Genomic DNA, 24,305 nt, shown 5'->3' on the forward strand with positions numbered 1-24,305 from the left:
CTCCCGGAGACCGCTCCGGGGGCGTCCGCCCGGTGCGTGGGCCGGGCCGTCGGAGCACGAACGGAAGGGGGCCGGAGCCCGGTCGCCGGGTGGGCGCCGTGTGATCCGCCTGTGATCTTGATCCCCTGCGACCTGCTCGTTTCTGCTCACCTGGGCGCTTCCCCGTACGATAGGAGGAAGCCGAGGCATGTCGATATGCCCGGCGGGTGGACCGGTAGTAGCAGGCGGAACGGGTGGCAGCGGCCGAAAGGGCCGCAAGTGCGCGTCTCGCGGCCGGGCGCCGTAACCCACGATTCCGGGAGAATCCGCTAGGCATGCCCACGCGCAACGACATCCGTAACGTCGCCATCGTCGCCCACGTCGACCACGGCAAGACCACGCTGGTCGACGCCATGCTCAAGCAGGCCGGCGCCTTCGCAGCCCACCAGCAGCTCGATGACCGGATGATGGACTCCAACGACCTGGAGCGCGAGAAGGGCATCACCATTCTCGCGAAGAACACCGCGGTCAAGTACCACCCCAAGGATGGTGGCGCGCCGATCACCATCAACATCATCGACACCCCGGGCCACGCCGACTTCGGTGGCGAGGTCGAGCGCGGTCTGTCGATGGTGGACGCGGTCGTCCTCCTGGTCGACGCCTCCGAAGGCCCGCTGCCGCAGACCCGGTTCGTGCTCCGCAAGGCGCTCACCGCCCGCCTGCCCGTCATCCTCTGCATCAACAAGACCGACCGTCCGGACTCCCGGATCGACGAGGTCATCAACGAGACCTACGACCTGTTCCTGGACCTGGACGCGGACGAGGACCAGATCGAGTTCCCGATCGTCTACGCCTGCGCCCGTGACGGCGTCGCCTCGCTGACCAAGCCGGAGAACGGCACCGTCCCGGCCGACAGCACCAGCCTGGAGCCGTTCTTCTCCACCCTGCTGGAGCACGTCCCGGCCCCCAGCTACGACGAGGACGCCCCGCTCCAGGCCCACGTCACCAACCTGGACGCCGACAACTTCCTCGGCCGCATCGCGCTGCTCCGCGTCGAGCAGGGCGAGCTGCGCAAGGGCCAGACCGTGGCCTGGATCAAGCGTGACGGCTCGATCCAGAACGTCCGCATCTCCGAGCTGCTGATGACCGAGGCGCTCACCCGCAAGCCGGCCGAGGTGGCCGGCCCCGGTGACATCTGCGCCGTCGCCGGCATCGGCGAGATCATGATCGGCGAGACCCTGGCCGACCCGGAGAACCCGATCGCGCTGCCGCTGATCACGGTGGACGAGCCGGCCATCTCGATGACCATCGGCACCAACACCTCGCCGCTGGTCGGCCGTGGCGGCAGCGGCAAGGGCGCGGACGCCAAGGCCGGCGTCAAGGTGGACCGCAAGGTCACCGCCCGCCAGGTGAAGGACCGCCTGGACCGCGAGCTGATCGGTAACGTCTCGCTGCGCGTGCTCGACACCGAGCGTCCGGACGCCTGGGAGGTGCAGGGCCGCGGTGAGCTGGCGCTGGCCATCCTGATCGAGACCATGCGCCGCGAGGGCTTCGAGCTGACCGTCGGCAAGCCGCAGGTGGTCACCAAGCAGGTCAACGGCAAGACCCACGAGCCCGTCGAGCGCCTCACGGTGGACGTGCCCGAGGAGCACATGGGTGCCGTCACCCAGCTCATGGGCATCCGCAAGGGCCGGATGGACAACATGTCCAACCACGGCTCGGGCTGGGTCCGGATGGAGTTCGTCGTGCCGTCCCGCGGCCTGATCGGCTTCCGTACCGAGTTCCTCACCAACACCCGCGGCACCGGCATCGCGCACTCGATCCACGAGGGTCACGAGCCGTGGTTCGGCAACCTGACCACCCGCAACAACGGTTCGCTGGTCGCCGACCGGGCCGGTGTGGTCACCGCCTTCGCGATGACCAACCTGCAGGAGCGCGGCGTGCTCTTCTGCGAGCCGGGCACCGAGGTGTACGAGGGCATGATCGTCGGTGAGAACTCGCGTGCCGACGACATGGACGTGAACATCACCAAGGAGAAGAAGCTCACCAACATGCGCTCGGCGAACGCCGACGTGGCCGAGTCGATCGTCCCGCCGCGCAAGCTCTCGCTGGAGCAGTCGCTGGAGTTCTGCCGCGAGGACGAGTGCATCGAGGTGACCCCGGAGACGGTTCGCATCCGTAAGGTCGTCCTCGACCAGAAGGACCGCGGTCGCACCGCCTCGCGCGCCAAGAAGGCGTGATCCGGACGCACTGAACGGCCATTGGCCGGAATGATTCGCCCCCCTTTCCCATGGAGAGGGGGGCGAACTTTTTCAACTACTCCAAGTTGTCGGGGCCGCTATTCACGGAATAGCGCTCATCACACCCAGGTGTCCGCTGAGCGGACGTGACAGTTCGTCATCCGTGACGACTGTCCGTTTGGTGCCTGTCTGGCTATGTCTCAAATGTCCGGTTTTCGAAACTTACCGACTGTTCATGTGACCTAATTGAGATCGTCACTGGTCACTTTCGTGTCCGTGCGTGACGGATAGTGGGTGCAGTCAGGCTCGGGTCAAGGGTGAACGCGCAGGGGTGCGCGCCGAAACCACGAGCGCGGACGGCACAGCGGGTCCGGTGGGAACCGTTCCGCAGTGCCCTCCTCGTTGCAACGTCGAATTCAGGAGGCACACCGATGCGCGGTGCGAGCCAGGCCAAGTGGGTTGTCGCAGCTGTTGCTGTCGCCCTCGCTGCGACTGCGTGCAGCAGCAGCGACTCCTCCGGGGGCAGCTCCGACAGCGCTGCGGTCGACCCGGGCGCCAGCTTCAGCTACCAGAGCGCGGAGCCGCAGCGCCCGCTCCAGCCGGCCAACGCCATGGAGAACCAGGGCGGCCGTATCGTCAAGCAGCTCTTCAAGGGCCTCGTCGACTACGACCCCGCGACCGGTGCGCTGCGCAACCAGGTGGCCGACAAGATCGAGACCACCGACGCCAAGAACTACACCGTCACGCTGAAGTCCGGTTGGACCTTCCACGACGGCACCCCGGTCACCGCCAAGTCCTTCGTGAGCTCCTGGAACTGGTCGGCCAACCCGAAGAACAACCAGATCAACTCGGACTGGTTCTCCGACATCGTCGGCTACGACGCGGTCCACCCGGACAAGGACAAGGGTGACCCGACGGCCACCGAGATGTCCGGTCTGAAGGTCGTCGACGACACCCACTTCACGATCGAACTGTCCACCCCGGTCTCGTACTTCACGTACAAGCTCGGCTACTCGGCCTTCTTCCCGCTGCCCGAGGGCTTCTTCACCGACCCGGCCGGCTACGGCCAGAAGCCGGTCGGCAACGGCCCCTACAAGTTCGTCTCGTGGGAGCACAACAAGGCCATCACGCTGGCCGCCTACGACAAGTACACGGGCATCGACAAGCCGAAGAACGGCGGCGTCGTCTTCCGGAACTACACCGCCGGTGAGGCCGCGTACAAGGACCTGATGTCCGACACCCTGGACGTCCTGGACCAGGTCGACTCGACCGACCTGCCGAAGTACAAGGACGACCTGGGCAAGCGCGCGGTCGACCAGCCGCAGGGCGCCATCCAGAACATCTCCTTCGCGCTGTACCAGGGCGACTGGAACGCCCCGGGCAAGGAGAAGGTCCGTCAGGGCCTCTCGATGGCGATCGACCGCGACACCATCACCAAGACCGTGCTGAACGGCAACCGCATCCCCGCCGACTCGTTCGTGGCGCCCGGCGTCATGGGCTACAAGGCCGGCACCTGCGGCGACGCCTGCAAGTTCAACCCGGAGAAGGCCAAGCAGCTCATCACCGAGGGCGGCGGCGTTCCCGGCGGCAAGATCACCATCCTGTACAACTCCGACGGCAGCCACAAGGAGTGGGTGGACGCGGTCTGCAACTCGATCCGCCAGTCGGTCGGCGTCGAGTGCCTCGGTGACCCGAAGCCGGACTTCAAGACCTCGCGTGACCTGGTCACCAGCAAGCAGGTCCAGAGCATGATGCGTACCGGCTGGGTGCAGGACTACCCGCTGAACGCCAACTTCCTGCGCGACGTCTACGGCACCGGTGCCGCGGCCAACGACGGCAGCTACTCCAGCTCCGAGTTCGACAAGCTGTCGAAGGAGGCGGACGCCGCCACCACGGTCGAGAAGACCGCGGAGTACTACCAGCAGGCCGAGGCCGTTCTGGCCAAGGACATGCCGGCCATCCCGCTCTGGTACTACAAGACCAGCTCCGGCTACTCCAAGAACGTCCAGAACGTGAAGTTCAACTCCTTCGGCGACCCGGTCTACACCGACGTCGAGGTCAAGAAGAAGAAGTAATCGGTCGGCACCGCCTGACCCGGTGACAACGGCCGGTGCCCGTCCATCCCCACAAGGGCGAGGACTGGCACCGGCCGTTGGCACGCCGACTTATCTCTTGCCGGGTTGACGGGCCCGGCAGAGTCATACATGGAGGCACGATGGGGCGCTTTGTCGCAAGGCGACTGCTCCAGATGATCCCGGTGTTCCTCGGAACGACCGCACTCATCTTTTTCATGGTGCACTTGCTGCCCGGTGACCCGCTGGCAGCGCTGTGGGGCGACAAGGCGCCGGACCCGGTGCAGCTCGCCGCGCTGAGGCACCAGCAAGGCTTCGACAAGCCGCTGGTCCAGCAGTACCTCGACTACATGGGGAAGCTGTTCACCGGTGACTTCGGCACCGGCCTGGACGGACGCCCGGTGCTCGACAAGATCACCGAGGCGCTGCCGGTCACGGTCCAGCTGGCGCTGTTCGCGTTCGCCATCGAGATCGTGCTCGGCATCGGGATCGGCCTGTACGCCGGTCTGCGCCGCGGCAAGCTCTTCGACAAGGGCGCCCTGGTCATGACCCTGCTGCTGATCTCGATCCCGGTCCCGGTGCTGGGCTTCATCGTTCAGACGGTCTTCGGGCAGAACCTGAAGTGGGTCACCCCGACCGTCCAGGACAGCAACGACATCACCCAGATGGTGCTGCCGGCCGTCGTGCTCGGCTCGCTCTCGCTGGCCTACGTCGCGCGCCTCACCCGCACCTCCATCGCCGAGAACATCAAGGCCGACTACGTCCGCACCGCGGTGGCCAAGGGCCTGCCGCGGCGCAAGGTGATCGGCACCCACCTGCTGCGCAACTCGATGATCCCGGTGGTCACCTTCCTCGGTACCGACCTCGGCGCCCTGATGGGCGGCGCCATCGTCACCGAGGGCATCTTCAACGTCCAGGGTGTGGGCCACGCGCTCTACCAAGCGATCAACATGAAGGAGGGCTCGACGGTCTCCGGCTTCGTGGCCTTCCTCGTGATCGTCTACCTGGCCGCCGGCCTGATCGTCGACCTGCTTTACGCGGTCCTGGACCCGAGGATCCGTTATGCCTGACCTGACCGAGAAGAAGACCGCCGGGAAGATCCCGGCCCAGGGCGGCGCCGCCACCGCGGCCGCCAAGCCCGAGAAGCCCCGCAGCCTCGGCTCCGACGCCTGGCACGACCTGCGGCGCAAGCCGATCTTCGTGATCTCCGCGCTGCTGATCCTGCTGCTGATCGTCATCGCGATCGCCCCCGGTCTGTTCACCTCGGTGGACCCGCGGGCCGGCGACCTGCGCAACCACTACCTGACGAAGCCGAACTACGGCCACCTCTTCCAGGCGGACTGGTTCGGCTACGACCTCCAGGGCCGCAGCATTTACGCCCGCGTCGTCCACGGCGCCCGCGCCTCGATCATCGTCGGCATCTGCGTCACCGCCGGTGTGACCATCATCGGCGGCCTCACCGGCATGCTGGCCGGCTACTTCGGCGGCTGGGTCGACACGATCATCTCCCGGATCACCGACATCTTCTTCGGCATCCCGCTGCTGCTCGGCTCGCTGGTGGTCCTGAACGCCTTCACCTCGCGCACCGTCTGGAGCGTGGTCTTCGCGCTGGTCGCCCTGGGCTGGACCCAGATGACCCGTGTCATGCGCGGTTCGGTGATCACGGTCAAGCAGGCCGACTTCGTGACGGCCGCCAAGGCGCTCGGCGCCGGCACCTGGCGGATCATGTTCAAGCACATCCTGCCGAACGCGGTCGCCCCGGTGATCGTCGTCGCCACCATCGCGCTCGGCGGCTACATCGCCGCCGAGGCGACGCTGAGCTTCCTCGGCATCGGTCTGCAGGACCCGACCATCTCCTGGGGCATCGACATCTCCTCCGCCCAGAAGGTGATCCGGACGGCGCCGTTCGCGCTGTTCTTCCCCGCCGGAATGCTGAGCCTCACCGTTCTGGCGTTCATCATGCTCGGCGACGCGGTGCGCGACGCCCTCGACCCGAAGCTCCGTTGAGAGAAGAGGTGACGACCCCGATGACCACCGTGATCGAGAACGACCAGAAGAACGACCGTCTCGAAGTTGGCACTCCTCTTCTCGAGGTGAAGGACCTCCACGTGGAGTTCCACACCCGGGACGGTGTCGCCAAGGCCGTGAACGGCGTCAACTACTCCGTCGCGGCCGGCGAGACGCTCGCCGTGCTCGGCGAGTCCGGCTCCGGCAAGTCCGTGACGGCGCAGACCATCATGGGCATCCTGGACATGCCCCCGGGCAAGGTGACCCAGGGCCAGATCCTGTACCGCGGCCAGGACATGCTCACGATGAGCAACGAGGAGCGGCGCCGGATCCGCGGCCGGAAGATCGCGATGATCTTCCAGGACGCGCTGTCCGCGCTGAACCCGGTGCTCTCCGTCGGCTACCAGCTCGGCGAGATGTTCCGCGTGCACCAGGGCGCCTCCCGCAAGGAGGCGAAGGAGAAGGCCATCGAGCTGATGGACCGGGTGCGCATCCCCGCCGCCCGGGAGCGGGTGAACGACTACCCGCACCAGTTCTCCGGCGGTATGCGCCAGCGCATCATGATCGCGATGGCGCTGTCGCTCCAGCCCGACCTGATCATCGCGGACGAGCCCACCACCGCCCTGGACGTGACCGTCCAGGCCCAGGTGATGGACCTGCTCGCCGAGCTGCAGGCCGAGTACAACATGGGCCTGATCCTGATCACCCACGACCTCGGCGTGGTCGCCGACGTCGCGGACAAGATCGCCGTGATGTACGCGGGCCGGATCGTGGAGACCGCCCCGGTGCACGAGCTGTACGCGAACCCCGCGCACCCGTACACCAAGGGCCTGCTCCGCTCCATCCCGCGCCTGGACCAGAAGGGCCAGGAGCTGTACGCGATCAAGGGCCTGCCCCCGAACCTGCTGAAGGTTCCGACCGGCTGCGCGTTCAACCCCCGCTGCGACGTCGCCACCGACCTGTGCCGCACCGAGATCCCGGCGCTGCACCACGTCACGGACAAGGACGGCAAGGAGCTCACCGGCCGCCGCAGCGCGTGCCACCTCTGGAAGGAGACCCTCCATGGCTGAGAACATCCTGGAGGTCAAGGACCTGGTCAAGCACTACCCGCTGAGCCAGGGCATCCTCTTCAAGAAGCAGGTCGGCGCGGTCAAGGCGGTCGACGGCATCTCCTTCGAGCTGAAGAAGGGCGAGACGCTCGGGATCGTCGGCGAGTCCGGCTGTGGCAAGTCCACGCTGGCCAAGGTGCTGATGAACCTGGAGCGGGCCACCTCCGGCCAGGTGCTGTTCAAGGGCGAGGACATCTCCACCCTGCAGGGCGCCGCCCTGAAGGCCGTCCGCCGGAACATCCAGATGGTGTTCCAGGACCCGTACACCTCGCTCAACCCGCGCATGACGGTCGGCGACATCATCGGCGAGCCGTTCGAGATCCACCCCGAGGTGGCGCCCAAGGGCGACCGCCGCAAGGCCGTCCAGGACCTGCTGGACGTCGTGGGTCTGAACCCGGAGTACATCAACCGCTACCCGCACCAGTTCTCCGGCGGCCAGCGCCAGCGCATCGGCATCGCCCGCGGCCTCGCGCTCAAGCCCGAGATCATCATCTGCGACGAGCCGGTCTCCGCGCTGGACGTGTCCGTCCAGGCGCAGGTGATCAACCTGCTGGAGCAGCTGCAGGGCGAGTTCGGCCTCTCCTACATGTTCATCGCGCACGACCTCTCCATCGTCCGGCACATCTCCGACCGCGTCGGCGTGATGTACCTGGGCAAGATGGTCGAGATCGGCTCGGACGAGGAGATCTACGAGAACGCCACCCACCCGTACACCCAGGCGCTGCTCTCCGCGGTGCCGGTGCCGGACCCGACGGCGCGCGAGTCCCGCGAGCGGATCATCCTCACCGGGGACATCCCCTCGCCGGCCAACCCGCCGTCCGGCTGCCGCTTCCGCACCCGCTGCTGGAAGGCGGAGGAGCGGTGCTCCGAGGAGGTCCCGCTGCTCGCGGTCCCCTCGCTGCTGGAGGGCGCGGCCGCCCACGAGTCGGCCTGCCACTTCCCCGAGGTCCGGGAGCAGGCCGCGGCCTGATCCCCCGGTAGTCGCAGGAAGGGCCCGTGGCGTTCGCGCCGCGGGCCCTTCCCGCGTTCCGCCGGTCCCACGCCGCGTCGTCCGGCGCCGCGTCAACTCGACAGGGGGTCACCGCACCCGTCCGGGTGCACCTGACGCGCGCCGTCGCCGGGGCGCGCTTCTCATGGGGTGTGATGCGAAACACACCCTGAGGAGGGACCTCCATGCCCGTAGCCGCCCGTGCTCGTTGGGTCCTCGCCGTTGCGACCTCCGTGGCCCTGGTGGCCACCGGCTGCAGCAGCAGTAGCGGCGGAGGGGGCAGCGGTTTGTCGGACGCCGGCAAGTCCTTCAGCTACCAGAGCAACGAGCCGCAGAACCCGTTGCAGCCGGCCAACGCGAACGAGGTCGGCGGCGGTCGCATCATCCAGAACCTCTTCAAGGGGCTGGTCGACTACGACCCGAGCAACGCCAAGATCCGGATGCAGGTCGCCGACAAGATCGACACCAGTGACTCGCAGACCTTCGACATCACGCTGAAGGACGGCTGGAAGTTCCACGACGGCACTCCGGTGCACGCCCAGAACTTCGTCGACGCCTGGAACTGGGGCGCCAGCCCGGCCAACAACCAGATCAACAGCTCCTGGTTCTCCGACATCGAGGGCTACCAGGACGTCCACCCGACCTCCGGCCAGCCCACCGCGGACAAGATGTCCGGGCTGACCGTCACCGACGAGCTGCACTTCACCGTCAAGCTGAGCCACAAGGTCTCGTACTTCGAGTACAAGCTCGGCTACATCGCCTTCTCCCCGCTGCCCGAGGGCTTCTTCAAGGACCCGGCCGGGTACGGGCAGAAGCCGGTGGGCAACGGCCCGTACCAGTTCGTCAGCTGGTCGCACAACAACAACGTGGTGACCAAGTCCTTCCCGGACTACCAGGGCGTGGACAAGCCGAAGAACGGCGGCATCGTCTTCAAGATGTACACCACGTCCGAGGCCGCCTACGCGGACCTCCAGTCCAACAACCTGGACGTGATGGACCAGGTGCCGCCGTCCGCGCTGGCCACCTACAAGAGCGACCTCGGGGACCGGGCGGTGGACGCGCCGCAGGGCGCCATCCAGAACATCGGCTTCACGCTCTACCAGGCCGACTGGGCGTCGCCGGACAAGGCGAAGGTGCGCCAGGGCCTGTCGATGGCGATCGACCGTGCCACCATCACCAAGACGGTGCTCCAGGGCTCCCGCAAGCCCGCCACCGCCTGGGTGGCCGAGGGCGTCGAGGGCTACAAGGACGGCGCCTGCGGCGAGTTCTGCACGTTCGACGCGGCCAAGGCCAAGCAGCTGATCCAGGAGGGCGGCGGCGTCCCCGGCAACAAGCTGCTGATCACCTACAACGCGGACGGCGGCCACAAGGAGTGGGTCGACGCGGTCTGCAACTCGATCCGGCAGAACACCGGCGTCGACTGCCTGGGCGACCCGAAGCCCGACTTCAAGACCGCGCGGGCCGCGATCACCGGGCACACCCTCAACGGCGCCTTCCGCACCGGCTGGGTGCAGGACTACCCGCTGAACGCCAACTTCCTGGCCGACGTCTACCGCACCGGTGCCGCGTCCAACGACTTCGGCTACAGCAACCCGCAGTTCGACGACGCGGCCACCAGGGCCGACGAGGCCGCCAGCGTCGCCGACACGGTGACCGGCTACCAGCAGGCCGAGGCCGTGCTGCCGAGCGGGATGCCCGCCATCCCGCTCTGGTACTACCGCACCAACTCGGGCTACTCGACCAAGGTGCAGAACGTGAAGTTCGACTCCTTCGGCAACCCGGCCTGGACCCAGGTCGAGGTCAAGGGCTGAGCCCCGAGCCCTCGCGCCGGCCCCGCCCTCCCCGCACGGAGGGCGGGGCGCGGTCTCTCGGCCGACCGGTCCGGTCGGCCGGGCACCCAGTCGGACACCTAGGAAGGAGGCTCGGATGGGCAGTTACGTGCTGCGTCGGGTGCTGCAGATGATCCCGGTGTTCTTCGGCACCACGCTGCTGATCTTCCTGATGGTCTACACGCTGCCCGGCGACCCGGTGGCGGCGCTGTTCGGGGAGAAGGCCGCCGACCCGGCCGTGGTCGCCAGCATCAAGCACACGTACTACCTGGACCAGCCGCTCTGGAAGCAGTACCTGCACTACATGGGGAACCTCTTCCAGGGGGACTTCGGCACCAGCTTCACCGGCCGTCCGGTCACCGACATCATGGCGGACGCCTTCCCGGTCACCATCCGGCTCGCCCTGATGGCCTTCGTCTTCGAGATGATCGCGGGCCTGGCCCTCGGCCTGGTCTCCGGCCTGCGGCGCGGCAGCGTCGCGGACACCCTGGTGCTGGTCTTCACCCTGGTGGTGATCTCGATCCCGGTCTTCGTGCTGGCCTACATCGCCCAGACGGTGTTCGCCACCAACCTGGGCTGGGTCACCCCGACGGTGCAGGACAGCTACGACCTGACCCAACTGGTGCTGCCGGCCGTCGTCCTGGGCTCGCTCTCGCTCGCGTACGTGGCCCGGCTCACCCGGACGTCGATCGGCGAGAACCTGCGGGCCGACTACATGCGCACCGCGGTCGCCAAGGGCCTGCCCCGGCGCACCATCATCTCCCGCCACCTGCTGCGCAACTCGCTGATCCCGGTGATCACCTTCCTCGGCACCGACCTCGGCGCGCTGATGGGCGGGGCGATCGTCACCGAGGGCGTCTTCAACGTGCAGGGCATCGGCAACGTCCTGTACCGGGCGGTCAACCAGAAGGAGGGCCCCACCGTGGTCGGCATCGTGACCGTCCTGGTGATCATCTACCTGGTCGCCAGCCTGCTCGTCGACCTGCTCTACGCGGTCCTGGACCCGAGGATCCGCTATGCCTGACATCCACGACGAGGACTCGTACGAGCCGCACCCCAAGCCCGGGGTCTCGCGCCTCGACTACGCGGGCGAGCAGGGCATGGCGGTCGAGCAGGAGACGTTAGTCGAACCGGACGTGGTGAAGCGGGAGGAGGCCCGCAGCCTGTGGGCCGACGCCTGGCGGGACCTGCGCCGGCGGCCGATCTTCCTGATCTCGGCGGTGCTGATCGTGCTGCTGGTGGTGATGGCGGTCTTCCCCTGGGCGTTCACCTCCGCGGACCCGCGCAAGGCCGACCTGGTGAACGACTACCTCAGGCGGCCGAACTGGGGCGACGTCTTCGGGGCCGGCTGGTTCGGGTACGACGCCCAGGGCCGGTCCATCTACGCCCGGGTGGTGTACGGCGCCCGCGCCTCGATCACCGTCGGCATCTTCGTGACCGCCGCCGTCACCCTGCTCGGCGGGCTGACCGGGATGGTGGCCGGCTTCTTCGGCGGCTGGGTCGACGCGCTGCTCTCCCGGATCACCGACATCTTCTTCGGCATCCCGCTGCTGCTCGGCGCGCTGGTGCTGCTGAACGCCTTCGCCACCCGCACGGTGTGGAGCGTGGTCATCGCGCTGGGCGTGCTCGGCTGGACCCAGATCGCCCGCGTGATGCGCGGGGCGGTGCTGACCGTCAAGCAGGCCGACTACGTGGTGGCCGGCCGGGCGCTCGGCGCCGGGACGGGCCGGCTGATGTTCCGGCACATCCTGCCGAACGCGATCGCCCCGGTGATCGTGGTGGCGACGATCGCGCTCGGCGGCTACATCGCCACCGAGGCGACGCTGAGCTTCCTCGGCATCGGTCTTCAGGACCCGACCATCTCCTGGGGCATCGACATCTCCTCCGCCCAGAAGGTGATCCGGACGGCGCCGTACGTGCTGTTCTTCCCGGCCGCGGCGCTCTCGATCACCGTGCTGGCCTTCATCATGCTGGGCGACGCGGTGCGCGACGCCCTCGATCCGAAGCTTCGCTGAGCGAGGGGAGCGCATCGTGAGTACAGCGGTGGACACCACCGGGCACGAGCGGAAGGCGCCGTACCAGGGGCCGCTGCTCGACGTCCGGGACCTGCACGTCGAGTTCGCCACCCGGGACGGGGTCGCCCGGGCGGTGAACGGGGTGAGCTACTCCGTCGCGGCGGGGGAGACGCTGGCGGTGCTGGGGGAGTCCGGCTCGGGCAAGTCGGTGACGGCGCAGGCGGTCATGGGCATCCTGGACATGCCGCCGGCCCGGATCCCGCGCGGCGAGATCCTCTACCGGGGCCAGGACATGCTCAGGATGGGCAAGGAGGAGCGGCGGCGGATCCGCGGCCAGAAGATCGCGATGATCTTCCAGGACGCGCTGTCGGCGCTGAACCCGGTGCTCAGCGTGGGCTACCAGCTCGGCGAGATGTTCCGGGCGCACCGGGGGGTGTCCCGCAAGGAGGCGCGGGACAAGGCCGTCGAGCTGATGGACCGGGTGCGCATCCCGGCCGCCAAGGAGCGGGTGAACGACTATCCGCACCAGTTCTCCGGGGGCATGCGGCAGCGGATCATGATCGCGATGGCGCTGGCGCTGGAGCCGGACCTGATCATCGCGGACGAGCCGACCACGGCGCTGGACGTGACGGTGCAGGCCCAGGTGATGGACCTGCTCGCCGAGTTGCAGGCCGAGTACAACATGGGGCTGATCCTGATCACCCACGACCTCGGTGTGGTGGCGGACGTCGCGGACAAGATCGCGGTGATGTACGCGGGCCGGATCGTGGAGACCGCCCCGGTGCACGAGCTGTACGCCCGGCCCGCGCACCCGTACACCCGGGGCCTGCTGGACTCGATCCCCCGGCTCGACCAGAAGGGCCAGGAGCTCTACGCGATCAAGGGCCTGCCGCCCAACCTGCTGCGCATCCCCCCGGGCTGCGCCTTCAACCCGCGCTGCCCGCGCGCCCAGGACGTCTGCCGGGCCGAGGTGCCGGAGCTGTTCCCGGTCGCCGAGGAGGACGGGACGCCGTTGGAGGGGCGCGGCAGCGCCTGCTTCTTCTGGAAGGAGACCCTCCATGACCGTTAACGGGTCCAGCGCACTGGGCGCGGTGGTGCCGGAGGAGGTCGCCCTCGCGCGGGAGGTGCCGCGCGGCGAGCCGATCCTCGAAGTCCGGGACCTGGTCAAGCACTTCCCGCTCACCAAGGGCATCATCCTCCGGCGGCAGGTCGGGGCGGTGAAGGCGGTCGACGGGGTCACCTTCGACCTGATGCACGGTGAGACGCTCGGCATCGTCGGCGAGTCCGGCTGCGGGAAGTCCACGCTGGCCAAGGTGCTGATGAACCTGGAGCCGGCCACCTCGGGATCGGTCCGCTACAAGGGGGAGGAGATCTCCCGGCTCTCCGGGGCGGGGCTGAAGGCCGTCCGGCGGAACATCCAGATGGTGTTCCAGGACCCGTACACCTCGCTCAACCCGCGCATGACGGTCGGCGACATCATCGGCGAACCGTTCGAGATCCACCCCGAGGTGGCGCCCAAGGGGGACCGCCGCAAGGCCGTCCAGGACCTGCTGGACGTGGTCGGGCTCAACCCCGAGTACATCAACCGCTACCCGCACCAGTTCTCCGGCGGGCAGCGCCAACGCATCGGCATCGCCCGGGGGTTGGCGCTCAAGCCGGAGGTCATCATCTGCGACGAGCCGGTCTCCGCGCTGGACGTCTCGGTGCAGGCGCAGGTGATCAACCTGCTGGAGCAGCTGCAGGGCGACTTCAACCTGTCGTACATGTTCATCGCGCACGACCTCTCGATCGTCCGGCACATCTCCGACCGGGTCGGGGTGATGTACCTGGGGAAGATGGTCGAGATCGGCAGCGACGCGGAGATCTACGACCACGCGACCCACCCGTACACCCAGGCGCTGCTCTCGGCGGTGCCGGTGCCGGACCCGACGGCGCGCGAGACGCGGGACCGGATCGTGCTCACCGGCGACGTGCCCTCGCCGGCCAACCCGCCGTCCGGCTGCCGCTTCCGCACCCGCTGCTGGAAGGCGCAGCAGCGGTGCGAGGTCGAGGAGCCGCTGCTGGTCGCGCCGTCCTGGCTGGGCGACGCGGCGCGGCACGACTCGGCGTGTCATTTCGCGGCGGAGCGGGGCGTCGAGCGGGAGTCCGGCTGACACCGGCCCCCTACCAGGGCGCGTCCTCGCAGGTGGGGGCGCGCCCTTTCCCGTGACGGAAAAGAGATCTGCCGCGGGCTCGCCAAGTACCCTCCCTTCCCTGATAGTTGCTCTGCGCCCAGCGGTGGGTGCCGCGGTGCTGAGGAGGGCGGCTCTGATGGACGCGGTGGAGGTGATCGGCGGTGGCCGGGGGAGCGTGGAGCCCGGGACGCCGCTGCTGGAGGTCGACGACCTGCACGTGGAGTTCCACACCCGGGACGGGGTCGCCAAGGCGGTGAACGGGGTGAGCTACTCCGTCGCGGCGGGGGAGACGCTGGCGGTGCTGGGGGAGTCCGGCTCGGGCAAGTCGGTGACGGCGCAGGCGGTCATGGGCATCCTGGACATGCCGCCGGGGCGGATCACCGCGGGGCGGATCCTGTTCCGCGGCGAGGACCTGCTGACCATGGGCACGGCCGCCCGGCGGTCCATCCGGGGCGGGCACATCGCGATGATCTTCCAGGACGCGCTGTCGGCGCTGAACCCGGTGCTCAGCGTGGGCTACCAGCTCGGCGAGATGTTCCGGGCGCACCGGGGGGTGTCCCGCAAGGAGGCGAAGGAGAAGGCCGTCGAGCTGATGGACCGGGTGCGCATCCCGGCCGCCAGGCAGCGCGTCGGGGACTTCCCGCACCAGTTCTCCGGGGGCATGCGGCAGCGGATTATGATCGCGATGGCGCTGGCGCTGGAGCCGGACCTGATCATCGCGGACGAGCCGACCACGGCGCTGGACGTGACGGTGCAGGCGCAGGTGATGGACCTGCTCGCCGACTTGCAGGCCGAGTACAACATGGGCCTGATCCTGATCACCCACGACCTGGGCGTGGTCGCGGACGTCGCGGACAAGATCGCGGTGATGTACGCGGGCCGGATCGTGGAGACCGCCCCCGTAAGGGAGTTGTACGCCCGGCCCGCGCACCCGTACACCCGGGGCCTGCTGGACTCGATCCCCCGGCTCGACCAGAAGGGCCAGAACCTGCACGCCATCAAGGGCCTGCCGCCGAGCCTGCTGAGCCTGCCGGAGGGCTGCGCCTTCAACCCGCGCTGCGACCGGGCGCAGGACCGCTGCCGCACCGAACTCCCGGCGCTGACACCGGTCACCAGCGAGTACGGGACGGAGCTGGCGGGCCGCCGCAGCGCCTGCCACTACTGGCGCGAGACGTTGCACGGCTGAGCCCCGTCCACCCGCTACTTCACGAAGCCGACGTTCTCCCAGACGATGTCGGACAGGCCCTGCGCGCCGATGTTGGCGAGGTCGGCGCGGGCCCCGTACAGCTGCGGGCGCTGGTAGAGCGGCAGGACGCCGGCCACCTTCCAGAGCTCGCCGTCGGCCTGGTTGATCGCCTCGGAGGCGGTGCCCGCGTCGGCCGCGGCGGCGGCCCGGTCGAGTGCGGCGTCCACCGCCGGGCTGCCCGCGCCGACGTGGTTGGTGCCGCCGCTCTGGACGAAGTTGGCGCGGTTGCCGCTGGCCGGGAAGGGGGTGCCGATCAGCGAGTAGGCGGCGATGTCGAAGTCGTCGCGGTTGACGTACCGGTCGAAGAACTCGTTGGCGGGGGCGGTCACCGTGGTCACCTTGATGCCGACGTCCTTGAGCATGGCGGTGGCGTTGGCGGCCTCGCTCTGGGCCGGGGTGACGCCGGCCGGGACGACCATCCGCAGGTTCAGCTCGCGGCCGTCCTTCTTCCGTACGTCGCCGTCCAGCTTCCAGCCGGCCGCGTCCAGCTTGCGGGCGGCCTCGGCGGGGTCGTAGCGGGCCAGGCCCAGGGAGTTGTCGCGGTAGCCGTTCTGGTTGGTGACCAGCAGGTGGTTGTTGAGCGGGACGGCGGGCCAGTCCAGGCCGTTGAGGTCGGCGCGGATCACCACGTCCCGGTTGATCGCCTGGAAGACGGCCTGGCGCACGGTCGCGTCGCTGAGCGCCGGGGTGCGGGCGTTCAGGGTGAGCTGGCGGAAGTCCGGGCCGCCGGCCCGGCGCACCACGGCGCCCTTGGTGTTCCTGATGACCTGGTAACCGGCCACGTCCGGGCCGTTGTTGACGAGGTCGATCCGGCCCTGGGCGAAGGCGGCGGGCATCGCGTCGGGCAGCATCGCGTGGAAGACGATCCGGTCCAGCACGGGCTTGTCGCCCCACCAGGAGGGGTCGGCGACCAGCGTGACGGTCTGGGTGGCGCGGTCCAGCTGCTCGACCTTGAACGGGCCGGCGCTGACCGGGAACCCGTCCAGGTAGGAGCTGTTGAACAGCTCCGGTGTGGAGACCCTACTGGCCGGCAGCAGCGGGGCGTTGCCGGCGCTGTTGAACATCGACTGCCACTCGGAGAACGGGCGGTCGAAGGTCATCACGGCCTGGTAGTCGTCCTTGCCGCGCTCGACCGCCGAGACCAGCTCGAAGCCGGTGCTGCTGGAGGCCTTGTAGGCCGGGTCCTTCCCGTTCAGGGCACGCCAGTTGGCCTCGATGTCGCGCCAGGTGATCGGGGTGCCGTCGGACCAGTGGGCCTTCGGGTTGAGCGTCCAGGTGACCACCTGCCGGCCGTCCCTGAGCTCCGCGTGCGCCTCCTGCAGGTAGGCGGGGTTGGGCGTCTGGGTGCCGGCGGCGTCCGAGCGGAAGAAGGTCGGCAGCAGCGGCTTGCTGACCATGACGGTCGAGGACTCGCTGCCGTCGGCGTGGATCGGCGACCACTGGCGGGAGAACTGGGCGATCGCCAGGTTCAGGGTGCCGCCCTGGCGCAGTCGGGCCCGGTCGTGCGGGTTGATGTCGATCGCGGTCAGCTTGGGCGCTGTGGTGCCGGAGGGCAGCGCGTCGCCGCCGCCCTGGTCGGCGGTGCAGGAGCAGAGCGCCAGCGAGAGCGTGAGGGCGGTGAGACCGGCGAGCAGGGCCGTCCCGTGGCGCTGGAGGCGGCGGTGCATCGGCGTGCTCCCGGGGTGGATGTGGCGGATGGTGTGGCGTCACATCTTGCTGACCGGGAGGGGGCGTTGTCGAGGGGCGGGCCCGGATGCGGGCCCGCCCCCCGTGGGCGCGGGTTCGTCGGGGGCGGACGCGCCCGACCGTGCGGGTGTCCGACCGCGGACGGGTCAGACCACGAACTTGAAGGTGCGGTCCTTGTCGCCGGTCTTGTCGAACACCGAGGTGATGCCGTCCGCGACGTCCTGCGGGGTGATCACGGCGACCTGGCCGTTCTTCTTGACCTTCACCTTGTCGAACGCGGTGCCCAGCTGGGCGGCGAGCGCGTCGAGGTCCCACTTGGGCACGATCTTGCCGGAGGCGTCCGGGACGAGCGTGAGCGCCTTGGCCGCGGTCTTGGGGCCGAAGTCCCAGGTCTTCGCGCCGGCCACGACGTGCACCTTGCCCGCGGCGATCTGCTTGCCGAGGCTGTCGGCGGCGGCCTGGAGGGCCTGGGTGGAGATCTTCGGCTGGGCGGCCGTGACGGCGAGGGCGATCGGCTGGTCGGGCTTGCCGTCGGCGCGGTCGCGGTAGGCCTGCTCGATCGCCTCCAGGGCGCTCGCCGACTCCACCGCCTGCCCGGCCCGGCCGGGCACGACGATCGGCTCGCCGTTGACGTCGCCGAACTTGATGTAGCCCTCCTGGAGGCCCTGGCCGGAGCCGGCCGCGAGGGTGTCCAGGGCGGCCCGGAGCTTGGCCTTGTCGACCTTGACCTCCGGGGCGACGGCCTTGGTGCCGCCCTGGAGCGACTTGATGACGTCGACCGGGTTGTAGCTGTGCTGGGCCAGGCCGTCCACGGTGGCGGTGGTGTCGAAGCTCAGCCCGGCGACCGCCGGGTCGAGGTCCACGGCCTGGTCGCCGATCTTCAGCTTGAGCGGCTGCTGGCCGGCCTTGCCGACCGACTCGTCCAGCTGGTGGATCGCCTGGTCGCGGCTGCTGCCGCCGATCTCGGCGCCGAGCACCACGGTGCCCTTGGGGACGTCGGACTGGTTGAGCATCAGGCCGGTGCCGTACGCGGCCGCGCCGAGGAACAGCACCGCGACGCCGCCGTAGACGCCCAGCTTGACCAGCTTCTTGCCGGCTCCGCCGCGCTTGGCCTTGGCGGGGGCGGCGGGCTCGGCCTTCGCCTTGGCGGGGGCCGGCGCGGGGGCGGCCTTGTCGCCCTTGGCGTCCTTGGTGCCCTTTCCACCCTTGCCGCCCTTGCCCTTGCCGCCCTTGGTGTCCGTGGCGGCCTCGGGCCGGGGGCCGGGGGCCGGGGCCGGCAGCGGGGTGACCGCGGTGGCCTCCGGGTCGCCGGGCTGCGGGGCGCCGCCGGGAGCGCCCGGGAAGAGGGCGCCGGGGCCCGCCGGGGTGGCGGGGGCGTCCTGGCCGGGAGCGGTCGGGCGCTGGGCCGCGAACGGGTCGGTGCCGGTCGGTGCCGAGGCGAACAGGCCCGGCTGCGGACGGCCGTCGGCGCCGTGCGGGGCGCCGTTCCGGGGCAGGCCGGGTATCGCGGCGGGCGGCGGGGTGGTGTCGCGGATCGGCGCGAAGCCGTCGACCGAGGTGTCCTCCGGGCCCGGCTCGCCGGCCGGTCCGGCCTGCGGGTGCGGTGCGGGGGCCGGGTGGCCGTTCGCCTGGAAGTCGTTGCGCGGACCGGACTGGCGCGGGCCGCCCGCCCGGTCGTCGAGCTGCTGCCCGCCCGGCTGCTGACGGTTCCGCTGGCCGCCGCCCCGCCGGGGGAGGCCGCCCTGCTGGCCGGCGTCGGGGACGGAGGTGCCGAACGGGTCGGCGACCGGTGCGCCGAACGGGTCGGCGGTCGGCGCGAACGGGTCGGCGACCGGGGCGAAGGGATCGGCGACCGGCGTGAAGGGGGCGGCGGCCTCGTACACGCCGGGCTCCTCCACCGGGGCCTCGGCCTGGAACGGCGCGGCGGGCGCGGCCGGGCGCGGCTGCTTGCCCTGGGCGGGCACCGGGCGGCCGTTCGGGGCGCCGTTGGCGCGGGCGGCCTGGCCCGCGGCCGGGTGGGCACCCTGCGGGCGCGGCTCGGCGACGGCGCCCGGCACGGCCAGGGCCTCCGCCGCTCCGGCGGCACCGGCCGGCACGGCCGCGGGCACGGCGGCCGGGGCGGGCTCGGCGACCGGGGCCTTCTTCTGACGCGGCCGGAACCAGGCGCCGGTGGACTCCGACTCGGAGGTGGCCGGCGGGATCGGCGGGATCTGCCACTCCGGCGGCAGGTTCGGCGGGGCGGCCTGGCGGCCGCCGTCCTCCATCACACCGAGGACGGGCGAGGTCGGCGCGGACCGGTGCCGCGGGCCGCCCGGTTCGGCGGCGGCCGCCGCCGGGGCGTCATCGCCGGGGCCGTCCTCGTTCTTGACGGCGCTGCGGACGACGACCGGCGGGATCGGACGCGAGCCGGGGATGTTGATCCGGACCCGGGTGGTCAGGGTGGTCTCGGTCTTCGGACCGTCGTCCTCGCCGCCCGACGCGGCGCCCGGTCCGGCGTCCGCCCGGTCGCCGCCGGGGAGCCCCGGTGTGCCGTAGGGCGGGGTGCCCGACGGGTAGGCGTCCGGACCCGTGCGCCGGGGCGTCGGGTGGGCGTTGTCAGATTCGCGGCTGCTCAATGCTGCTCTGCTCCGGGTTCGCGGGCGGGCCGTGCGGCGCGACCGCGGTTCGTGGTCGCCGGGCCTTGACGGGGGCGGGCGGCGGTCGGGTACGGCGTTCTGCGGGACCACCATACTGGGAAGAACAGAGCGGCGAACGGCTTCGGACAGATCCTGATACGTCCGGTTCCTCCGGTATGAGAGTAAGGCCGTACGCTCCTGACTGCGCGTCGTACGCGGTACGGTACGCCGTGCACGACCGGGGTCAGCGCGGGGGGCCGGGCACCCCGGGGAACCAGCTGGTGCGGGTGGGCAGGGTGGCGCAGATCACGCCCAGCACCGAGCCGGCGAACAGCCAGGCCAGCGAGGTGGCGTTGGACCACAGCACGTTGTCGCCCTCGGGCCGGGGCACCATCAGCAGCAGCATCGCCAGGAACCAGCCGGCCGCGGGCGCGCCCGCGCCGAGCCGGGTGCCGGTGACCCGCAGACCGGCGTAGAAGGTGGCGGCGGTCGCGGCGAGCGCCAACAGGACCCCCACCGGCGGCCACAGGGCCTGCACAAAGGATCCGCAGACCGACACCGCGACGCCCAGCAGGAAGAACAGGGCGTAGGCGGCGATCCGGGCGGCGCGCGGGGGCTGGGGCTCGGCCAGCCGCTCCTCGCGGGTGCCGAGCACGGCGGCGGCGAGCGGGCGGCGGGTCGGCCGGGCGGCGGGCTTGCTCATCGGGTGCCCTCCTCGGCGGGCGCGGCGTCGGGCGCGAGGCCGGCGAACAGGTCGTCCTCCGGCTCGCCCGGCCCGGCCTGGCCGCGCACCAACTGGTAGTACTCGGTGGTGAACAGCGGCTGGGCCAGGTCGTTGGAGAGCGCGAAGAAGGCGCCGTCCACGGTGATCTGGGTGGCGTGGGCGGTCATCGCGGCGGTCTTGCGCCCCGCCTGCGCGGCGCCGTCCAGCACGGTGGTGACCACCTCGTCGTCGACCACGCCGGGGACGTCGGCGGGCTGCGCGACACCCGGGAAGGACGCCTTGGCGGCGGCCTCGGCGAGCCCGGCCTCGATCACCGAGCAGGGCATCCGGTTCCAGTACACCTTGGCGATCCGCCAGGCCGGGCCCAGCTCCGGCCGGTGCGCCGGGTCGGCGGCCAGCTCGTACGCGCGCATCGCGACCCGGTGCGCCTGGATGTGGTCCGGGTGCCCGTAGCCGCCGTCCGGGTCGTACGTGACCAGCACCTGCGGGCGCACCTCGCGGACCACCGCGACCAGGTGGCCGGCCGCCTCGTCGACGTCCGCCTGCCAGAAGCAGCCGGGCACGTCGTTCTCGGGCACGCCCATCATCCCGGAGTCGCGGTAGCGCCCCGGGCCGCCGAGGAAGCGGAAGTCGGACACGCCGAGGGCGCTCATCGCCTCGGTCAGCTCGCCGATCCGGTACGCGCCGAGGGTGTCGTCCCGATCGGCCGTCAGGTGGGCCAGCTCCGGGGGGATCACCTCGCCGCCCTCGCCGAGGGTGCAGGTCACCAGCGTGACCCGGGCGCCCTCGGCGGCGTACCGGGCCATGGTGGCCCCGTTGCCGATCGACTCGTCGTCGGGGTGCGCGTGGACCAGGAGGAGGCGGCGGCCGGTAGTCGCGGTCATGGGAGGAAGCCTAACCACCGGCCGGTGGGGGTCAGAGCCTCAGGCCGTTGATCATTCCGGCGAGGTTGCTGGTGACCTGGCTGATCGACGGGGCGATCGAGCTGGAGGCCAGGTAGAAGCCGAGCAGCGCGCAGACGATCGCGTGCGCCAGCTTCAGGCCGGACCGGCGGATCAGGATCACCACGATGACCAGCATCAGCACGGCGGCGGAGATGTTCATGGCCATGTCGGCTCACACCCCTTCTCGGGCACGCCGCCTCCGGGGAGGCGGCGAGGGACGGTGCGGGACTGGGGGCTGCGGGCGACCGCGGTCCGGGACGGGGCCGGACGGCCGCTCGCGCGACAAGTCATACCCGATGGGTAAGGGTGGCATTACCCTCGGTGAGGCCACGCGCGCCGGGGCATCGTGGCATCCGAGGGGCGCATGGGCCGGTCGGAGGCGGTTTGGACCCCTTTGGGGCGTACTTGCCGACGATGCTCCGAACGAGTGATCAGTGCACGCCCGGGGGTGGTGGTCCGGCGTCATAAGGTCTGGTGCCATGACCTCCCACACCCCTGCCGACACCTTCCCACGGCAGTACGCGCGGACCCTGCGCTACACCGTCGGCGCGCCCCGCTCCTTCTCCGTCGCGCCCGACGGCTCGCGGGTCGTCTTCCTCCGCTCCGGCTCGGGCCGCGACCGGGCCAACCTGCTCTGGACCCTCGACACCGCCACCGGCGAGGAGCGGGTCGCCGCCGACCCGGCCGCGCTGCTCGGCGGCGGCGGGGAGGACCTGTCGCCGGCCGAGAAGGCCCGCCGCGAGCGCAGCCGCGAGGGCTCGGCCGGCATCGTCGGCTACGCCCTGGACGCGTCCGGCGCGCTGGCCGCCTTCGCCCTCTCCGGCCGACTGTTCACCGCCGACCTCGGCACCGGCGCCACCGCCGAACTGCCCGCCGAGGGCCCGCTGTTGGACCCGCGCCCGTCGCCTGACGGCGCCCACGTCGCGTACGCCAACGCCGCCGGCGAGCTGCGGCTGACCCGCACCGACGGCGGCGGCGACCGGGTGCTCGCCGAGCCGGACGGCCCGAACGTCACCTGGGGCCAGGCCGAGTTCATCGCCCAGGAGGAGATGGACCGCGACCGCGGCTTCTGGTGGTCCCCGGACAGCGACCGGCTGCTGGTCGAGCGCGCCGACGACAGCCCGGTGCGCCGCTGGTGGATCGCCGACCCGGCGAACCCGGACCGCGAGCCCGCCGAGGTCGCCTACCCGGCGGCCGGCGGCGCCAACGCCGAGGTCGGGCTCTGGCTGCTCGACCTGTACGGCGGGCGCACCGAGGTGGTCTGGGACCGCGAGGCCTACCCGTACCTGGGCCGGGTGCACTGGTCGAAGGGCGGCGTGCCGCTGCTCCTGGTCCAGACCCGCGACCAGCGCGGCCAGCGGATCCTCGGCCTGGACACGGCTACCGGCGCCACCGAGGTGCTGCACGAGGAGAAGGACGGCGCCTGGCTGGAGCTGTTCCAGGGCGCACCGGCCTGGACCCCGGACGGCAAGCTGGTCCGGATCTCCGACGAGGGGGGAGTGCGGGCGCTGGTGATCGGCGACCGCGCCGTGACCGGGGCCGACCTGCACGTCCGCTCGGTCGTCGCGGTCACCGAGCGGGAGGTGTTCTTCAGCGCCGCCGGCGGCGCCGAGGAGACCGACCCCGAGCCGGGCTGGATCGGCGTCGGCCGGATCAGCCACGACGGCACGCGGCTGGGCTGGGAGTCCGCCAACGGCCGGCCGTTCACCTCCGTCACCAGTGCGGTGCACGGCGGCGGGATCACCGTCCGGGCCACCGCCGAGCCCGACCTGCCCGGCACCCTGGTCACCGTCGCCCGGGACCTGCCGGAGGGCCTGGCGGTCGACGACGTCGCCACCATCGCCTCGTACGCCGAGACCCCGGCCATCACCGCCCGCCCGGTCTTCCGCTTCGCCGGCGAGCGCCGCATCCCGTCCGCCGTCTTCCTGCCCACCGGCTACGACCGCGAGCGGGACGGCCTGCTGCCCGTCCTGATGGACCCGTACGGCGGCCCGCACGGCCAGCGCGTCCTCCAGGCGCACAACCCGCACCTCAACTCGCAGTGGTTCGCCGACCAGGGCTTCGCGGTGGTGGTCGCCGACGGGCGCGGCACCCCCGGGCGCGGGCCGGCCTGGGAGAAGTCGATCGCCTTCGACTTCGCCGGGGCCACCCTGGACGACCAGGTGGAGGCGCTGCGGGCGCTCGCCGAGGAGTTCCCGCTGGACCTCGACCGGGTCGCCGTCCGCGGCTGGTCGTACGGCGGCTACCTCTCCGCGCTCGCCGTGCTGCGCCGCCCGGACGTCTTCCACGCGGCGGTGGCCGGGGCGCCGGTCACCGACTGGGAGCTGTACGACACCCACTACACCGAGCGCTACCTGGGCGACCCGGCCGAGCGGCCCGAGGTGTACGCCGCCAACTCGCTGAGCGGGTACGCGGCCGGGCTGGAGCGCCCGCTGATGATCATCCACGGGCTGGCGGACGACAACGTGGTGGCCGCGCACACCCTGCGGCTGTCCTCGGCGCTGCTCGCCGCCGGGCGTCCGCACACCGTGCTGCCGCTGTCCGGCGTCACCCACATGACCCCGCAGGAGGAGGTCGCGGAGAACCTGCTGCTGCTCCAGGTCGACTTCGTGAAGCGCTCGCTGGGCGTGTGACACCCGTCTGACCAGCGCTTTCGGCGGCCGGTGCCCCTGACGGG

Annotated in this window: 18 protein-coding genes; 13 read left to right on the plus strand and 5 right to left on the minus strand. The window is 70.7% G+C overall.

From position 1 onward, the window contains the following. Nucleotides 1-314: 314 nt before the first annotated feature. The 12 genes from typA to ACFU7Z_RS11835 all read left to right on the plus strand — a co-directional run bounded on the left by typA (nt 315) and on the right by ACFU7Z_RS11835 (nt 15,599). Nucleotides 315-2,219 carry a translational GTPase TypA gene (gene typA / locus ACFU7Z_RS11780; protein WP_049654883.1) on the plus strand — a complete coding sequence of 635 codons (1,905 nt, stop codon included), beginning with the start codon at nt 315-317 and terminating at the stop codon, nt 2,217-2,219. Between the two features lie 431 nt (nt 2,220-2,650). Further along, nucleotides 2,651-4,294, plus strand: coding sequence for an ABC transporter substrate-binding protein (locus ACFU7Z_RS11785; protein ID WP_380777417.1), 1,644 nt, complete (start codon nt 2,651-2,653; stop codon nt 4,292-4,294). Between the two features lie 140 nt (nt 4,295-4,434). Next, on the plus strand, nt 4,435-5,361 hold the full coding sequence (locus ACFU7Z_RS11790) for an ABC transporter permease (protein ID WP_049654878.1): 927 nt from the start codon (nt 4,435-4,437) through the stop codon (nt 5,359-5,361). After that, nucleotides 5,354-6,298, plus strand: a complete 945-nt coding sequence (locus tag ACFU7Z_RS11795) for an ABC transporter permease (RefSeq protein WP_117489407.1) — start codon at nt 5,354-5,356, stop codon at nt 6,296-6,298. Before ACFU7Z_RS11790 ends, ACFU7Z_RS11795 begins: the two co-directional genes overlap by 8 nt. A gap of 20 nt (nt 6,299-6,318) precedes the next feature. Next, nucleotides 6,319-7,368, plus strand: coding sequence for an ABC transporter ATP-binding protein (locus ACFU7Z_RS11800; RefSeq protein ID WP_380777418.1), 1,050 nt, complete (start codon nt 6,319-6,321; stop codon nt 7,366-7,368). Then, nucleotides 7,361-8,377 carry an ABC transporter ATP-binding protein gene (locus ACFU7Z_RS11805; protein ID WP_049654872.1) on the plus strand — a complete coding sequence of 339 codons (1,017 nt, stop codon included), beginning with the start codon at nt 7,361-7,363 and terminating at the stop codon, nt 8,375-8,377. The genes ACFU7Z_RS11800 and ACFU7Z_RS11805 overlap by 8 nt, the downstream gene beginning before the upstream one ends. A 203-nt stretch (nt 8,378-8,580) precedes the next feature. Next, entirely contained in the window at nt 8,581-10,206 is a 1,626-nt protein-coding gene (locus ACFU7Z_RS11810) for an ABC transporter substrate-binding protein (protein WP_380777419.1), read from the plus strand. Nucleotides 10,207-10,321: 115 nt separating this feature from the next. After that, nucleotides 10,322-11,248, plus strand: coding sequence for an ABC transporter permease (locus ACFU7Z_RS11815; protein WP_049654864.1), 927 nt, complete (start codon nt 10,322-10,324; stop codon nt 11,246-11,248). 76 nt (nt 11,249-11,324) lie between these two features. Then, nucleotides 11,325-12,239 (plus strand): ABC transporter permease, encoded by a 915-nt coding sequence (locus tag ACFU7Z_RS11820; RefSeq protein ID WP_074001556.1) that lies wholly within the window; start codon nt 11,325-11,327, stop codon nt 12,237-12,239. A 16-nt stretch (nt 12,240-12,255) separates the two neighbouring features. After that, nucleotides 12,256-13,308, plus strand: a complete 1,053-nt coding sequence (locus ACFU7Z_RS11825; protein WP_380777420.1) for an ABC transporter ATP-binding protein — start codon at nt 12,256-12,258, stop codon at nt 13,306-13,308. Further along, nucleotides 13,298-14,392 (plus strand): ABC transporter ATP-binding protein, encoded by a 1,095-nt coding sequence (locus tag ACFU7Z_RS11830; protein WP_074001356.1) that lies wholly within the window; start codon nt 13,298-13,300, stop codon nt 14,390-14,392. Before ACFU7Z_RS11825 ends, ACFU7Z_RS11830 begins: the two co-directional genes overlap by 11 nt. 157 nt (nt 14,393-14,549) lie before the next feature. Continuing rightward, complete coding sequence (locus tag ACFU7Z_RS11835; protein WP_074001357.1) at nt 14,550-15,599, plus strand: ABC transporter ATP-binding protein; 1,050 nt, start codon at nt 14,550-14,552, stop codon at nt 15,597-15,599. A 14-nt stretch (nt 15,600-15,613) separates the two neighbouring features. Here ACFU7Z_RS11835 and ACFU7Z_RS11840 read toward each other — a convergent pair whose 3' ends face one another. From ACFU7Z_RS11840 to ACFU7Z_RS11860, 5 genes are all read right to left on the minus strand, one after another. Next, on the minus strand, nt 15,614-17,326 hold the full coding sequence (locus tag ACFU7Z_RS11840) for an ABC transporter family substrate-binding protein (RefSeq protein WP_380777421.1): 1,713 nt from the start codon (nt 17,324-17,326) through the stop codon (nt 15,614-15,616). Nucleotides 17,327-17,491: 165 nt separating this feature from the next. Beyond that, a complete protein-coding gene (locus ACFU7Z_RS11845; RefSeq protein WP_380777422.1) occupies nt 17,492-19,960 on the minus strand; it encodes a peptidoglycan binding domain-containing protein in 2,469 nt (822 codons plus the stop codon). A 244-nt stretch (nt 19,961-20,204) separates the two neighbouring features. Next, the gene (locus tag ACFU7Z_RS11850; protein WP_220450057.1) at nt 20,205-20,663 is read right to left on the minus strand and encodes a DUF6113 family protein; all 459 of its coding nucleotides are present in this window, start codon (nt 20,661-20,663) and stop codon (nt 20,205-20,207) included. Then, a complete protein-coding gene (mshB, locus tag ACFU7Z_RS11855) occupies nt 20,660-21,568 on the minus strand; it encodes an N-acetyl-1-D-myo-inositol-2-amino-2-deoxy-alpha-D-glucopyranoside deacetylase (protein ID WP_049658011.1) in 909 nt (302 codons plus the stop codon). The genes ACFU7Z_RS11850 and mshB overlap by 4 nt, the downstream gene beginning before the upstream one ends. A gap of 31 nt (nt 21,569-21,599) precedes the next feature. Next, complete coding sequence (locus ACFU7Z_RS11860; protein ID WP_049658010.1) at nt 21,600-21,794, minus strand: DUF2304 family protein; 195 nt, start codon at nt 21,792-21,794, stop codon at nt 21,600-21,602. 313 nt (nt 21,795-22,107) lie between these two features. Between ACFU7Z_RS11860 and ACFU7Z_RS11865 the strand changes: the two genes are divergently transcribed. Further along, nucleotides 22,108-24,261 (plus strand): prolyl oligopeptidase family serine peptidase, encoded by a 2,154-nt coding sequence (locus tag ACFU7Z_RS11865; RefSeq protein ID WP_380777423.1) that lies wholly within the window; start codon nt 22,108-22,110, stop codon nt 24,259-24,261. The last annotated feature ends 44 nt before the right edge of the window (nt 24,262-24,305 follow it).

This window comes from Kitasatospora sp. NPDC057518 (genome assembly GCF_042802075.1).
GTDB lineage: Bacteria > Actinomycetota > Actinomycetes > Streptomycetales > Streptomycetaceae > Kitasatospora.

Bases quoted from the DNA above. Each gene is read 5' to 3' on its own strand.
- typA (WP_049654883.1), top strand. From the start codon at position 315: ATGCCCACGCGCAACGACATCCGTAACGTCGCCATCGTCGCCCACGTC.
- ACFU7Z_RS11785 (WP_380777417.1), top strand. From the start codon at position 2,651: ATGCGCGGTGCGAGCCAGGCCAAGTGGGTTGTCGCAGCTGTTGCTGTC.
- ACFU7Z_RS11790 (WP_049654878.1), top strand. From the start codon at position 4,435: ATGGGGCGCTTTGTCGCAAGGCGACTGCTCCAGATGATCCCGGTGTTC.
- ACFU7Z_RS11795 (WP_117489407.1), top strand. From the start codon at position 5,354: ATGCCTGACCTGACCGAGAAGAAGACCGCCGGGAAGATCCCGGCCCAG.
- ACFU7Z_RS11800 (WP_380777418.1), top strand. From the start codon at position 6,319: ATGACCACCGTGATCGAGAACGACCAGAAGAACGACCGTCTCGAAGTT.
- ACFU7Z_RS11805 (WP_049654872.1), top strand. From the start codon at position 7,361: ATGGCTGAGAACATCCTGGAGGTCAAGGACCTGGTCAAGCACTACCCG.
- ACFU7Z_RS11810 (WP_380777419.1), top strand. From the start codon at position 8,581: ATGCCCGTAGCCGCCCGTGCTCGTTGGGTCCTCGCCGTTGCGACCTCC.
- ACFU7Z_RS11815 (WP_049654864.1), top strand. From the start codon at position 10,322: ATGGGCAGTTACGTGCTGCGTCGGGTGCTGCAGATGATCCCGGTGTTC.
- ACFU7Z_RS11820 (WP_074001556.1), top strand. From the start codon at position 11,325: ATGGCGGTCGAGCAGGAGACGTTAGTCGAACCGGACGTGGTGAAGCGG.
- ACFU7Z_RS11830 (WP_074001356.1), top strand. From the start codon at position 13,298: ATGACCGTTAACGGGTCCAGCGCACTGGGCGCGGTGGTGCCGGAGGAG.
- ACFU7Z_RS11835 (WP_074001357.1), top strand. From the start codon at position 14,550: ATGGACGCGGTGGAGGTGATCGGCGGTGGCCGGGGGAGCGTGGAGCCC.
- ACFU7Z_RS11840 (WP_380777421.1), bottom strand. From the start codon at position 17,326: ATGCACCGCCGCCTCCAGCGCCACGGGACGGCCCTGCTCGCCGGTCTC.
- ACFU7Z_RS11850 (WP_220450057.1), bottom strand. From the start codon at position 20,663: ATGAGCAAGCCCGCCGCCCGGCCGACCCGCCGCCCGCTCGCCGCCGCC.
- mshB (WP_049658011.1), bottom strand. From the start codon at position 21,568: ATGACCGCGACTACCGGCCGCCGCCTCCTCCTGGTCCACGCGCACCCC.
- ACFU7Z_RS11860 (WP_049658010.1), bottom strand. From the start codon at position 21,794: ATGGCCATGAACATCTCCGCCGCCGTGCTGATGCTGGTCATCGTGGTG.
- ACFU7Z_RS11865 (WP_380777423.1), top strand. From the start codon at position 22,108: ATGACCTCCCACACCCCTGCCGACACCTTCCCACGGCAGTACGCGCGG.